The following is a 12,745-nucleotide window of genomic DNA, read 5'->3' as shown; positions in this document are numbered from 1 at the left end:
AGGGCATGTCACGCCGGCCGAATCGTCCAGCGAACGAATTATCGCGGCCATCGGGCTCGGTCAAGTTGTCTTGCCGAACCACTCGGCCGCGTTTCTCGTCACCACCGTTGTCAGCGGCGACAGGGACTATATTACCGGATCCTGGAATGAAGTCAACGACCTACTGAGAATTCATGAAGAAAGAGCGACGACGGGGCATCTGCTCCCTCCTACCCTAACGATGGGAATCGATCTCGGGTTCTCGGAATCTCGTGCCACCTCTCCGGGACCTTCCGTCGATGAGTCGGGTGTCTTCGCGGCCGTTTACGCCAACGGGGCCATTACGTCTTGCAGGATGACACGATCCAGGAAGTCACAGGATGGATGAATACCAAATCTAAATAAATAATAAAGCTATAAAATTATGTCGCTCCAGATCTCACGACACCAGCTTCAACTCGAGTTCTCCGTCCGGCTTGAGTTCCCTCTCGGTCGCATCCGGGAAAACCATCTTCACCACCAGCTTGGCTCCGAGGGCTTTGGCGAAGTCCATGGGGGTAGACACGTGGAAGTCGGATCGCGCCTCTGTACGGGAGCCCGAGGCCTGCCGCTTGCCAAGCCTCTTCCCCAATTCCTCCTGGGACAGACCGAGTTCCTCGCGAAGTTCTTTCAGCCCGACCTGACACGAGGCACGGAGGTTAGCCTGTAGGCAAGCAGGCTCACGATCCGAGGGAGGGCCTGTTCGAGATCATCGAAAACCTCGTGGGCCCCCTCCCCATAGCCATGCTCGTCGTCTTGAAACGACACCAAAGCCCCTTCCGACCTGCAAGGCAGCGGCGAGGTGGTATTCGGACAGGAACACGTTCATCGACCAGACGCCTTCTGCCACGAGAGGCTCGTCGAGCGTGACCTTGGCGTCCGAGAACGCGGTCAGGAGGAACCGCTGCAGCTTCTGGATTGGGTTCATTCCCGAACCCCTTTCCCATTTGGCGCCTGATTTCGCGAAGTGAACCGCTCCTGTAGCGATCATCCTCGACTCGACGGCATTACTATCGGACATACGTACATTTTAATTTGATCTATTGCAATGCAAGACCTCGGGAAACCCGGGACGGCACAAACTCGGTCCCTCTGCGGTGGGTAGAGCCTGCCGTCCGTCTCCCAACCCGGAGGATTGTTCGGTACACCGCTGTACTCATCCTCTGACGCGGACGATGGGTCGCAAATCGGCTCAACTTGCTCCTCGAAGATGCCGGTATGGGGGAAGTGCCGGGGAGTATTCTATCGTTGTCGAGCGTGCAGGGCATGGAGTTGTCGCAACGCCAATGATGTACGGGAAGAGCGAAGATTCGGCCGATTACCAGCACACCGCCGGCCCTTTGGCGGCGATGGCGGTCGATTTTCCCGATGGCACAAGCGGCCCTCCGCACGACCACCGACGGGCCCAGTTGATCTATTCCCGCTTCGGCGGTGATGGCGAACGGGGCCGCGCAGGGGCGATGGATCGTCCCCCCTTCGCGGGGGATCCGGATGCCGGCGGGGGTCGAGCATTGGATCCGGATGTCGGGGCGGGTCGAGATGCGGACGGCGTATATTGGGCCGAGCGTCGCCGGGGATCTGCCCGCGGTCCCCTCGGTCGTCGAAGTCTCCCCCTGCTCCGCGAGTTGCTCTTGCGGGCGGCGGAGTTGCCCGACGACTACAAGGCCGACAGCCATGCCGGTCGGGTCGCGGCCTTGATCCTCGACGAGATCCGGGTCATGCCCGCGATGGCCCTGCACCTGCCGATGCCCGCCGATCGCCGGGCCGCGGAGGTCTGCACCGCGCTGCTCGAAGACCCGTCGCAGTCCCTGACCCTCGAACAGTGGAGCCGTCGGGTCGGCGCGAGCAGCCGGACGCTGGCGAGGATCTTCCTGGATGAGACGGGCATGACCTTCGCCGTCTGGCGACAGCAGGCGAGGCTCCTCGCCGGCCTCGAGCGGCTCGCGGCGGGAGAGCCGGTGCTGCGCGTGGCCCTCCGCACCGGCTACGACAGCCCCAGCGCCTTCTCGACGATGTTCCGACGCGCGATGGGAGTCTCTCCCAAGCGACTATTTCCGCGACGGCGACTGACCCGGCCTCGAGTCACCCGCTTCGACGCGCCGGGCCTCATCCGCCGATACGGAGACAGGCCCACCCGCCTCTGTCTGAGATCCTCGGGCCTTTGGTCATCGTGACCGGCCGGGAGGCCGGTTCGCCCGCTTCTGGGCGGCCCGTTCCTGGAGTTGCCTGAGTTGCTCGTCACCCCCTTCCCCACCGGGAGTTTGGCGACACCGACCCCATCCGGGCCGCCGCAGGCCGCGAGGGCCATCGTACTCAAGAGGAACAAGCCACCCGGGACGATGGCGAAGCAACGGAGGTTTCGCATGGGGAATCCCTCGTCGACGTGGATGCGTCAGGGCTCTGTGCGGCCATTGAGATTAAGTCTCGACAAGATACGGAAGAAGACCATGTCATTCTCGCGAGAACGAGACGGTAATCGTCGCAAAACGGACGACCCATCTCGTTCGGCCGTCCAGATTTGTCTCTCTGAATCCGGGCGAAGCCAAGCCAGAGGCGAAAGTAGCCCAAGAATGACCCAACCGAGGGCGTCTGGGCATTGCGATCCGCCTAGGATACGATGGCGGAAGACTCGTGTTTGGTGAGGAGGACGAGGGATGTCGATCGAAGTGAATTATCTCTTCTGGCGAGAAGACGACGCCTGGCTGGGTTACCTGCAAGACTACCCGGACTACTGGACTCAAGGCGATTCGCTCGAGGACCTGATCGAGCATTTAAAAGATTTATATTTAGATCTCAGCCAAAACAAGATTCCCGGCACTCGCAAAGTCGGGGCACTGATCATCCCATGAAGCATGTCGATCTCATCAAGATTATCGAAGGGATGGGGTGTGTCCTGGTCCGCCACGGCGCGAAGCACGATTGGTATCAGAACCCAAGAAGCCGGGAGTTTCAAGCTGTCCCACGACATCGAGAAATCAACGAGCGATTGGCGAAAAGATCATTCGATCGCTTCGCGTCCCAGATGAGGATGCATCCAGCGAGTAAACCTTCGTCTAACCCAATGGTGTCCTTCATACATAACATCGATCCGCGAGTCCCGGCCGAGGGTTGATCTCGCACGGCAGAGTCGCGAGGCACGATGAACAACACGATTCATTATTTGAATACCGACCTGGTCTTACACTCGGCCGACGACCTGACCGAACTCGCGGAGGCTTTCAAGGCGGCGGGAGTCCCTCCCATGTACGTGACCCATGAGGAGGACGGCTTATGGTATGCCTACTTCGAGACGCATGAGCGGTTCGAGGAGTTGGGGCCGAACATCGCGGCGATGGTCGAGGTCGTCGAGTCGTGGACGGGTCCGCTCCGGTCGGTCTGGGACGGTTGCACTCTCAGGGAATTCAACGTCGGGTACGACTGCGGAGCCGAGCCTTGGGCGTTCAACCAGGGGCTGTCGACCGAGTTACTGGGGCGGATAGCGGCGGTGGGTGGCTCTCTGCGTTTCACGCTCTACCCGGATCGGGACGGATTCTTCAACAGGATGACGCACCTGTTCCGAAATTCGCTTTTCATCAAAAACTTGAGATTCAAGCGTTTTTCAAAACGTATGCAAAGCCGACAAGCTGGGTAGTCAACGTGGAGGGCAATGCCCACCCGGCATTTCTCCATGGAACGGAACCTCGGCGACCTTCGCATGAGGACCGCCCCGACGAACGGCCGGATCAGGTCAGCAGGAACTCGAGGTCGTCGCGGGTCAGGTTCTGGATCAGGCGGTTGTCGGCGTTGAGGATGGCGTCGGCGAGTTCGCGTTTCTTCTGCTGGAGCTCGAGGATCTTCTCCTCGACGGTGTCGCGGCAGACGAGGCGGTAGGCGAAGACGCGCTCGGTCTGGCCGATCCGGTGGGAGCGGTCGATGGCCTGGGCCTCGACGGCGGGGTTCCACCAGGGGTCGAGCAGGTAGACGTAGTCGGCGGCGGTCAGGTTCAAGCCGAGGCCGCCGGCCTTGAGGCTGATCAGGAAGAGTTGGCAGTCCGGGTCGTTCTGGAATCGTTCGACGCGTTCGGCGCGGTTGCGGGTCCGGCCATCGAGGTACTCGTAGGTGATTTTCTCCTCGTCGAGTCGGCTGCGGACGATCGACAGGAAGCTCGTGAACTGCGAGAAGACGAGCACCTTGTGCCCTTCTTCGATCACCTCGGCGAGTTGCGGCAAGAGCATGTCGAGCTTGGCGCTCGGCTCGCCGACGCGGGTCGGGTCGATCAGGCCGGGGTGGCACGACGCCTGGCGGAGCCGCAGGAGTGCCTCGAGGACCTCGATCTTCGAGCGGTTCAGCTCGGCCGAATCCTTGCGCAAGAGGGCTTGGCGGTAGTGCGCCCGGAGTTCTTCGTAGATCTTGCGCTGGGCCGGCTCCATGTCGCAGTGCAGGGTCTGCTCGGTCTTCTCGGGGAGATCCTGGACGACCTGGGCCTTGGTCCGGCGGAGGATGAACGGCTTGATGGACTTGGCCAGGAGGGCGCGGTCGCCGTCGGCGTGGCGTTTGAAGACCGAGCCGGCGCCGAGCATCCCGGGGTTCAGGAACTCGAAGATCGACCAGAGCTCGCCGATATGGTTCTCGATCGGCGTGCCGCTCATGGCCAGGCGGTGCCGCCCGTGGAGGAGCCGGGCAGCCTTGGCGGCCTGGCTCTCGGCGTTCTTGATCGCCTGGGCTTCGTCGAGAATGATGTAGTCGAAGTTGAACTGGGTGAGCTCGGCGATGTCGGTGCGCAAGGTACCGTAGGTCGTGATCACGAGGTCGTGATCACGGAACGTTTCGCGCAGGGCGTGGCGGCCGGTGCCGGTATAGTCGAGCACCCGGAGCCTCGGGGTGAACTTGGCCGCCTCCTGGATCCAGTTGAAGACGAGCGAGCGGGGGACGACCGCGAGCGAGGGGCTCTTCGCCTGTCGGCGGGCTCTGCGCTTCTGCAGGAGCGCGAGGACCTGGATCGTCTTACCGAGGCCCATATCGTCGGCGAGGATCCCGCCGAAGTCGAACTTCTGGAGGTAGTCGAGCCAACCGAGGCCTTCGCACTGGTAGGGCCGGAGCTCGCCATGGAAGCCGGCGGGGGCGTCCATCGGCTGCACGCCGTCGAACTTGTGGAGGGACTGCCGGACCTTCTGGAACGCCTCGTCGACCCGGATCTCGGGCTCGGCGGCGAGGAGGGCGTCGAGCAGCCCAGCCTGGGCCTGGCCGAACCGGAGGTTGCCGTCTTCGGAAGTCCCGAGCTCGGTCAGCAGGCCGTATTTCTTGAGCCACTCCTCGGGGAGCATGCCCATCGACCCGTCGCCGAGGGTGACCATCGAGTCCCCCCGCCTGGCGGCGGCGAGGAGGTCGGGAAGGCTGAGGCTCTGGTCGCCGTAGTCGACCTGACCGCCGAGCTCGAACCAGTCGATGCCGGTGGTCACGGCGAGCTTGAACTCGCCGGCGGGGCGAATCAGCTTCCCCTCGGCCTCGACGCGCCAGCCGGCCTGGACGAGGTCGCGGGTCACCTGGGCCATCCGCTTCGGTGGCAGTTCCATCGTGCCGGGGTCGACCCGGGGATCCTTCGACTCGCGGAACCCGAGTTCGAACAGGAAGATGTCGGCCTGGGCCTCGGCTTGGGGGTTGCGGCGGATCACCAGCGCCAGGTCGGTCGAGACCGCCAGCGGGGTTGTCCTCCCGGCGGGGATGACGGCCCCGCCGTAGTCGAACTCGAGCTCGGCCAGGAGCCGGTCGGACCCGGGGCCCCAGTTCTGCCGGGGCGTGCGCAAGGTCAGGCAGGGGCGCGGGGTGGTGTTGATCTCCTCCAAGTCGAGCGTCTCGACGAGCTCGGAGGGGGAGACGCGGGCCTCGGCCAGGATCCGCCCGAGCATGATGTCCTGCTGGGGCTCGGCGAAGACGATTTCTTTCTCGTGGCGGAGCCGGATGATCCAGGGGAGCACGCCGACGTCGTCGAACCTCGCGGCGCGGCCGATCCCCTGGATCACGAGGCCGGGGATGAGCACCAGGGGTTCGGCCAGGTCCATGCGGTCCCCTCGCCCGTCGCCCCGGCGGAGCGAGCCGCGCCAGGACCAGCGCTTGCCGCCGAGCTCGGGCCGGATCTCGAGCGAGAACCGCCAGGGGACGCCGTCATCCCAGCGGATGGTCGGCGGGTCGTCTTCGCCTTCGGTCCTGCGAAGCCGGAGCCGGCCGCTCTTGCCGAGCTTCTCGACGATCATCGCCGCGTTGTGGCGGAGGATATAGCGCCGCGTCCCCATCGATTCGATCGGGCCGGCGCCCGGTGTCCCGCCGTTGGCGGCCAGCGCGAGCGCCTGGGCCTCGTCGAGCAGGGTCAGCAGGTCGTGGTCTTCGGGGTCGTACTTCGCGTGCGGGGTCCCCGGCGCGTGCCACCAGGCCTTCAGCGGCCCCCAGTCGCCGCTCGGCCGACGCTGACGACGGGCAAGGTCGATGACGACCTGGTTGTGGCTCAGCGTCGAGGGGACGTCGAGGATGTAGACCAGGAGCCGCTTCGAGTTCCGGTTGACCGGCTTGGCCCGAGGCACCCCGGTCCCCGGGGGCTCCTTGCCGCCGTTCCAATGGGGCAACCCGGCCCTGCCCGGGCGCTCTTTGGTACGATATCGCCCCTGGCGTGAGTTCAGATCCCGGCCAGGTCCCGGACCAGGCCCAGGCCCGCCAGGTCCGGGCCCCGGTCCAGGGCCATGAGCGTGGCCGTGACTGTGGCCATGGCCGTGCCCATGCCCCGGACCATAACCGGAGTTTGTGCCGGTCCCGTTCTCGGGAACGACGGGCGGCCGGCGCGGCATGTCGCTGACTAGCTTCAGGGGACGGACCGGCGATGCCTGGAGCAGGCCTCGCGCATCGGCCATCAGGATCGTCGCCCAGATGTGCTTGCAGGGCTCGCCGAACGGGGTGAAGTAGGGGCAGGAACAGGCGATGTGGAGCTTGTTCCCGCGCGTCCGCAGCCGGACCCGATACTTGGCCGTACCCCGGACCCGGGCCACGACCTCGCCGGGGGCCGACGAGATCAGGGCGACCCGCCCCTTGGCAAAGTACGATTGCCCGCGCGAGCGGACCGCGTCGTTGAAGATGCGAGAGACTTTCTGGGCGATCCCCATCATCCCTTTCCCATTTCGGACGGCCTGAGAATGATGCAATCCGCTTCGTCGCCAAAGCCAAAGGTGGGCTGCGCCCCGCACCGGTCACGCCGGGCGCGGCGTCCCCTAGGCTGCCCCGACCCGTCCACCGGGGGGGGACGTTCCCGACGAGGGTATCCGGCCCAGGGCCGGACGATGTCGCGGGCATGCCTTCGCCGCCGCCGAGGGGAGGATCGAGGGCGCGTCCCCGCATACCAAAGGGGCCGTCGGCCGCGACGGTCCAGGTTGAGCTCGCCGCGACCTTAATTCCTCGGCTCACACGAGCTCGAATAGCCGACCTTCACATTCACCGATTCGATAAAGGAGTGGCCATCTCCCGCCCCGTCCGCCCCGGACTACCTGCCGTTGCGGCCGAGAGATCGCCGACTCCGCCTACGAGCAACCCTCGAAGTCATGAGGTCGGAGGGGACTCAACCCCGACCCAACGCTCCTCTTGGGAAAACCAACGTCCTCGAAAGACCACACCGGATCGGCCGGACCACGTCGTCGTGTTCGGGAAAGCCGCGTCGATACCGGCGACTCAGAGACCCACTCCCGACATCCTCCGACTCGAGGTGATCCCCTCAACATTGCGATGACCCAAGCGATCGTGAGGCCCCGATCAGCGGCCGAGACCCTTGGGAAATCGCGAGGCGGGACGGGGATGGTTCGCCGCCTTTTCGACCGACACCGAAATCGATGGGCAAGGCCCACCTCACCAAAGTGAGACCGAATGACCTCGAGGACACCAACCTGGCCCTCAACAATCAGCAAGCGAGGTGCCATCGCGGAGGAAAACCTCGGGATCGCGGCGACAGGCCTCGGCGATGGGCCGGTCAGACGTCGAGATTCTTCACCTCCAGCGCGTGTTTCTCGATGAACTCCCGGCGAGGCTCGACGTCGTCGCCCATCAGGGTCGTGAAGAGGTCGTTGGCGGCGGCGACGTCGTCGAGCTGGACCTGCAGCAGGGTGCGCCGGGTCGGGTCCATGGTGGTTTCCCAGAGCTGTTCGGCATCCATCTCGCCGAGGCCTTTGAACCGGGTGATCTTGATCCCGCGCTCGCCGAGTTGCCGGACCGTCCGCACGAGCGAGCGGAGGTCGAGCAGCGGATGCGTATCGCCGTCGCGATGGAGCAGGAACCGGGGGGGAGGTTCGTCGCCGGTGATCTCGACCGGCAGGAGGACGTCGGTCCGCAGGCCGTATTCGTCGCGGAGCCGGGCGAGCCACTTGTTGAGGATTCGCACCTCGTGCAGCTCGGTCTCGCGATACGAGTTGGGCGGGGGCGTCCCGGCGGCCTCCGACGCGGTCTCGGCCTCAGGCTCAGCCTCGGCTTCGGGAGCAGAGGCGGGGGCGTACTGGAGTCGATCGGCGTCGAGCTCTTCCTTGGTGTAGAGCCAAACCTCACGGTCGCCGTCCTCGACGTGGTAGAGCGGGAGCAGACCTGCGCGGGAGTCGGCCTTCGGGTCGGTCGCCGGGTGGGCACGTGCGAGGAAGTCGCGGATCGGCAGGTTTCGCCGACCGAACGCCCGAAGCCCCAGGTCCAACCCGGTCACGATCTCCAGGAGGATCTGGAGGCGATCACCAATATATCCGCTCGCAGTCCCTTCGCCACCCTCACCGTGACCATTGTCGGCGCCGGCCTTCCTCTCGCTCAAGGGTTCGAGCCGGGCATCGGCCAGACCGTTCTCGACGAGGATCGCCTGCATCTCGGACTCGGTCTGGACGTAGCGCCGGTCTTTCTTGTTGACGATCATGTAGAGCGGCGGCTGGGCGACGTACAGGTGGCCTTCGGCGACGAGCCTGGGCATCTGGCGATAGAAGAAGGTCATCAGGAGCGTCCGGATGTGCGACCCGTCGACGTCGGCGTCGCTCATCATGACGATCTTACCGTACCGACGCTTGGAGGGGTTCTCCTCTTCGCCGATCCCGTTCCCGACGGCCGTGATGATGTTGCGGACCTCCTCATTGCCCAGGACGCGGTCGAGCCGGGCGCGTTCGACGTTGAGGATCTTACCTCTCAGGGGGAGGATCGCCTGATAGAGTCGGTCGCGTCCCCCTTCGGCGGTTCCACCGGCCGAATCACCCTCGACGAGGAAGAGTTCGCTGGCTTCCTGGTCGTGGGTGGTGCAATCCATCAACTTGCCGGGGAGTCCGCCGCCGGAGAGGACCCCCTTGCGGTTGCGGATGAGCTCCTTGGCCTTTCGGCTCGCCTCGCGGGCCTCGGCCGCCTCGCGGGCCTTCTTGATCACCTTCCTGGCCGTGTCGGGGTTCTGCTCGAGGAACTCGGCGAGCTTGTCGTTGACGACCTTGGCGACGATCCCCTCGACCTCGCCATTGCCGAGCTTGGTCTTGGTCTGCCCCTCGAACTGCGGGTCGGGGACTCGCACGCTGACGATCGCGGTCAGCCCTTCCCGGAAGTCCTCGCCGGTGATCACCAGATCCTTGCTCTTGGCCGGCGTGGCCGCCTTGGCGTAGTTGTTCAGGGTGCGGGTGAGGGCGGTGCGGAACCCGGTCAGGTGGGTCCCCCCCTCGATCGTGTTGATGTTGTTGCAGTACGAGACGACCAGTTCACTATACGAGTCGTTGTACTGCAAAGCGACCTCAACTTCAACCGCACGCTCCTCATCTTTGCCGGAAAGTACGGCGGGCGGGTGGACGACGGGCTGGGATCGGTTCAAATAAGCGACGAATTCGGCAAGCCCCCCCGCCGAGAAGAACTCTTCCTCTTTGGGCTCGTCGCCCCGCTCGTCGGTCAGCTTGATCGCGACGCCCTTGTTGAGGAAGGTGAGCTCGCGGAGTCGCTTCTCGAGGATGTCGTAGTCGAAGTCGGTCCTGGCAAAGATCTCGGAGTCGGGCAGGAACGAGATCTTCGTCCCCGTCGACTTGGCCGGTCCGATGGCGCGGACAGGCCCCTGGCGGACCCCCCGTGCATACTCCTGATGCCAGACCTGGCCGCCGCGGCGGATCTCGGCCTCGAGCCATTCCGACAGCGCGTTGACGACCGTGATGCCGACGCCGTGCAAGCCGCCCGAGACCTTGTAGGTGTCGTGATCGAATTTGCCGCCGGCGTGGACCTTGGTCAGGACGACCTCGAGCGCGCTGAGGCCGCTGTCGGTGTGGACGTCCACGGGGATCCCTCGGCCGTCGTCGATGACCGAGACCGAGCCATCGACATGGACCGTCACGTGGACATGCTTACAGAAGCCCGCCATCGCCTCGTCGATCGAGTTGTCGACCACTTCGTAGACGAGGTGGTGCAAACCTCGGAGGGTCGTGTCGCCGATGTACATGCCGGGCCGTTTCCGGACGGCGTCGATCCCCTCGAGGACCCGGATGTTCGCGCCCGTGTAGCCCGCCCCCGCCCCCGGCAAACCGCCGTCTTCGCCATTCGTGAGGGGGTTGAGGGACTCGATCTCGGCCCCTTCGGTCTTGCTCAGGTCCATCGCGGGTTACCTCGGTCGTACCAAAGGAGGAGCCAAGCCACGGCCGACTCGACGGGCATCGACGCCCCCGGGGGCGTCTCCCCGGCCGCTCGGCCCGTCCGGGGTGGCGTCCGCCCGCAACGAGCCTCGGGGATGTCGGCCTGTTGTGTCATTCTCACCGCCCGTCGCGGGGTCGGCGCGTCGCCTTCGCCTTCGTCTTCGGGCCTGCCGGATCGGCCGAGGGGGGGGCGACCGGGCCGACTCTGAAGCGAATGTCGTGGATCACGGTCCCAGGCGCGTCCTGACGCAACGCCGCCAACAACGAGGACTTTCGGAACGCCGACAGCTCTTCCAGCAATGTCGAGTGGGCGACCGTCACATTCAGGACCCCTCGGCGCACCTCGCCGACCCGGGTCTGGCGGCACGCGGGCTCGCCGACCGCTGCGTTCCAGGCCTCTTCCAGTTCCTTCTGACCACGGAGCCGCCCGTAACCCCGCGCGGCGAACAGGTCGCCGAGGATGTCGGAGAGGGCCTTCGGCCCACGGGGTTTTGTATTGGGCCGGGCCCCTATCCAACCCTCGAGCAAGGGGTGCGGGGTCTTCGGCCCACCGGCCGGTCGATCGGCGCTCACAATGTGAACGTCTCTTCATTATAAACACGGACCCCGTGTCACCGCAACGGGGTCGCCGAAGGTCGTATGCGCCGAGGCCGAAGCGAAGGTACGTCTTCCGGCGGGCGGGACGGGCGCGTCAACGATCGCGAGTCAGGGGCATCACCACGTAGGTGTATCGGTCGTCGGTCTTGAAAACGGCGGCATTCTTGGAGTCGATCAACTCGGCCGTGATCGCGGCGTTGTCGTCGAGCGTCTTCAGGGCGTCGCTCAGGTAGCGCGGGTCGAACGTGATGTCGACGGCCTTCCCATCATACGCGATCGGCAGGTCGACGTGCGAGCTTCCTACGTCGGCCGCCTGGCTCGCGAGCTTGAGCACGCCGTCGCCGAACCGGAAGTCGACCCCCCGGCTCTCCTCGCTGGTCACGATCGAGGCCTGCTCGACGGCGAGCCGGAGCGGCCCGGCCTCGAGCGGGATCCGGACCTCGACGTTAGCCGGGAAGACGTCCTGATAGCGCGGGAAGCGTCCCTCGACCAGGCGGCTGTAGATGACGGCCCGCTCGGTGCGGACGAGCACGGCGGTCGACGACTGGATCGCGATGTGGACGGGCGGGTCGTCGTCGTCGAGGTTGCGCTCGATGAGCTTGAGGGCCTTGACCGGGATGACCGGGCTGCCGGTCGGCGGGATGGCGCCGTTCTCGGCCTCGGCCGTGGCGGACATCTTCGCCAGACGCCGGCCGTCGGTGCCCACCATCGTGATCGTATCGTCGGTGAACTCGACGAGGACGCCCCCCAGGGCGTACCGCGTGCTCTCGACGTCGGTCGCGAAGATCGTCCGGCGGATAAGTCTCCGCAGGTCGGCCGCCGCCACGACGTGGTAGCTCGTCGCGGCGAAGTCGGGGACCTCGGGGAAGAGGCCGGCATCCTCGCCGGGGAGCTTGAACTCGGCGTGCAGGCCCCGGACGACGAGCTGCTCGCCGTCCCCCTCGATAGCCAGCTCCACATCGTGGCTCGTGCGCAGGATCGAGTTCATCCGCTGCGTCGGCAAGATCACCGAGCCCGGCTGATCGACCTTCATGCCGAGCACCCGGTGGCGGATGCCCACCTCCAGGTCGGTGGCCATCAGCACGGACCCCTCGTCGGGGTCGGCGATGAGCTTGACGTTCTGGAGGATGGGCTTGGGGCTGCGAGCGGGGACCACGCCCCCCACCATCCCGAACGCGGCGAGCAATCCTTCGCGGTTGCACAAGGCCTTCATGTGCCCTCCCCGCAGGGATCCCTTGGACTTCGAACACCTCGGCCGGCGGCCCCGGCCTCTCTACGCTCCGAGGGGGGCGGTGTACTCTCTCGGCCTGTCTTCTTCAAGAGGGAGAAGAGAAAACTTCACCTTCTCAATGTTCGAAGAGCCGGCCCGCCCCTGTGGATAACCTCGGGGAGGCTCTGAAGAACACTATGCTAGCAAAGAACTTACTCTGAGACAACGGAGCTTGTTCACCAGGGGAAAACTCGTGGACAACCCTGTCGATCTCGCCGACACCGCCCGCCGCGGC

9 protein-coding genes and 2 pseudogenes are annotated in these 12,745 nt (G+C 65.2%); 5 read left to right on the top strand and 6 right to left on the bottom strand.

The annotated features are described in order from the left end of the window. A partial coding sequence (locus ACYOEI_RS22250; RefSeq protein WP_462851768.1) for a hypothetical protein occupies nucleotides 1-367 on the top strand: 367 nt, incomplete at its 5' end. Between the two features lie 51 nt (nucleotides 368-418). Here the strand turns inward: ACYOEI_RS22250 and ACYOEI_RS22245 are convergent. Both ACYOEI_RS22245 and ACYOEI_RS22240 read right to left on the bottom strand, forming a co-directional pair. Beyond that, on the bottom strand, nucleotides 419-544 hold the full coding sequence (locus ACYOEI_RS22245) for a hypothetical protein (RefSeq protein ID WP_462851767.1): 126 nt from the start codon (nucleotides 542-544) through the stop codon (nucleotides 419-421). Nucleotides 545-589: 45 nt separating this feature from the next. Further along, nucleotides 590-652: pseudogene (locus ACYOEI_RS22240) on the bottom strand (helix-turn-helix domain-containing protein); the annotation flags it as partial. A 652-nt stretch (nucleotides 653-1,304) separates the two neighbouring features. Here ACYOEI_RS22240 and ACYOEI_RS22235 point away from each other — a divergent pair. From ACYOEI_RS22235 to ACYOEI_RS22220, 4 genes and pseudogenes are all read left to right on the top strand, one after another. Continuing rightward, nucleotides 1,305-2,192: a helix-turn-helix domain-containing protein gene (locus tag ACYOEI_RS22235; protein WP_462851766.1), complete on the top strand. Its 888-nt coding sequence runs from the start codon at nucleotides 1,305-1,307 to the stop codon at nucleotides 2,190-2,192. Nucleotides 2,193-2,672: 480 nt separating this feature from the next. Beyond that, nucleotides 2,673-2,867: a type II toxin-antitoxin system HicB family antitoxin gene (locus ACYOEI_RS22230; RefSeq protein WP_462851765.1), complete on the top strand. Its 195-nt coding sequence runs from the start codon at nucleotides 2,673-2,675 to the stop codon at nucleotides 2,865-2,867. After that, nucleotides 2,864-3,013: pseudogene (locus tag ACYOEI_RS22225) on the top strand (type II toxin-antitoxin system HicA family toxin); the annotation flags it as partial. The gene ACYOEI_RS22230 and the pseudogene ACYOEI_RS22225, both read left to right, overlap by 4 nt. Nucleotides 3,014-3,157: 144 nt before the next feature. Then, entirely contained in the window at nucleotides 3,158-3,649 is a 492-nt protein-coding gene (locus ACYOEI_RS22220; RefSeq protein WP_462851764.1) for a hypothetical protein, read from the top strand. 91 nt (nucleotides 3,650-3,740) lie between these two features. Here ACYOEI_RS22220 and ACYOEI_RS22215 read toward each other — a convergent pair whose 3' ends face one another. From ACYOEI_RS22215 to dnaN, 4 genes are all read right to left on the bottom strand, one after another. Beyond that, nucleotides 3,741-7,184 carry a DEAD/DEAH box helicase gene (locus ACYOEI_RS22215; protein ID WP_462851763.1) on the bottom strand — a complete coding sequence of 1,148 codons (3,444 nt, stop codon included), beginning with the start codon at nucleotides 7,182-7,184 and terminating at the stop codon, nucleotides 3,741-3,743. An 815-nt stretch (nucleotides 7,185-7,999) separates the two neighbouring features. Continuing rightward, nucleotides 8,000-10,606 (bottom strand): DNA topoisomerase (ATP-hydrolyzing) subunit B, encoded by a 2,607-nt coding sequence (gene gyrB / locus ACYOEI_RS22210; protein ID WP_462851762.1) that lies wholly within the window; start codon nucleotides 10,604-10,606, stop codon nucleotides 8,000-8,002. A gap of 154 nt (nucleotides 10,607-10,760) precedes the next feature. Beyond that, nucleotides 10,761-11,216, bottom strand: a complete 456-nt coding sequence (locus ACYOEI_RS22205; RefSeq protein WP_462851761.1) for a DciA family protein — start codon at nucleotides 11,214-11,216, stop codon at nucleotides 10,761-10,763. A 118-nt stretch (nucleotides 11,217-11,334) separates the two neighbouring features. Continuing rightward, nucleotides 11,335-12,453, bottom strand: a complete 1,119-nt coding sequence (gene dnaN, locus ACYOEI_RS22200; protein ID WP_462851760.1) for a DNA polymerase III subunit beta — start codon at nucleotides 12,451-12,453, stop codon at nucleotides 11,335-11,337. Nucleotides 12,454-12,745 lie beyond the last annotated feature (292 nt).

The sequence above is a fragment of the Singulisphaera rosea genome, assembly GCF_054877945.1.
Note: the sequence above shows the minus strand (reverse complement) of the source record. Positions and strands in the feature narration are given on the sequence as shown.

Coding starts and splice junctions, on each gene's coding strand:
- ACYOEI_RS22220 (WP_462851764.1), top strand. CDS start 3,158: ATGAACAACACGATTCATTATTTGAATACCGACCTGGTCTTACACTCG.
- ACYOEI_RS22235 (WP_462851766.1), top strand. CDS start 1,305: ATGATGTACGGGAAGAGCGAAGATTCGGCCGATTACCAGCACACCGCC.
- dnaN (WP_462851760.1), bottom strand. CDS start 12,453: ATGAAGGCCTTGTGCAACCGCGAAGGATTGCTCGCCGCGTTCGGGATG.
- gyrB (WP_462851762.1), bottom strand. CDS start 10,606: ATGGACCTGAGCAAGACCGAAGGGGCCGAGATCGAGTCCCTCAACCCC.
- ACYOEI_RS22230 (WP_462851765.1), top strand. CDS start 2,673: ATGTCGATCGAAGTGAATTATCTCTTCTGGCGAGAAGACGACGCCTGG.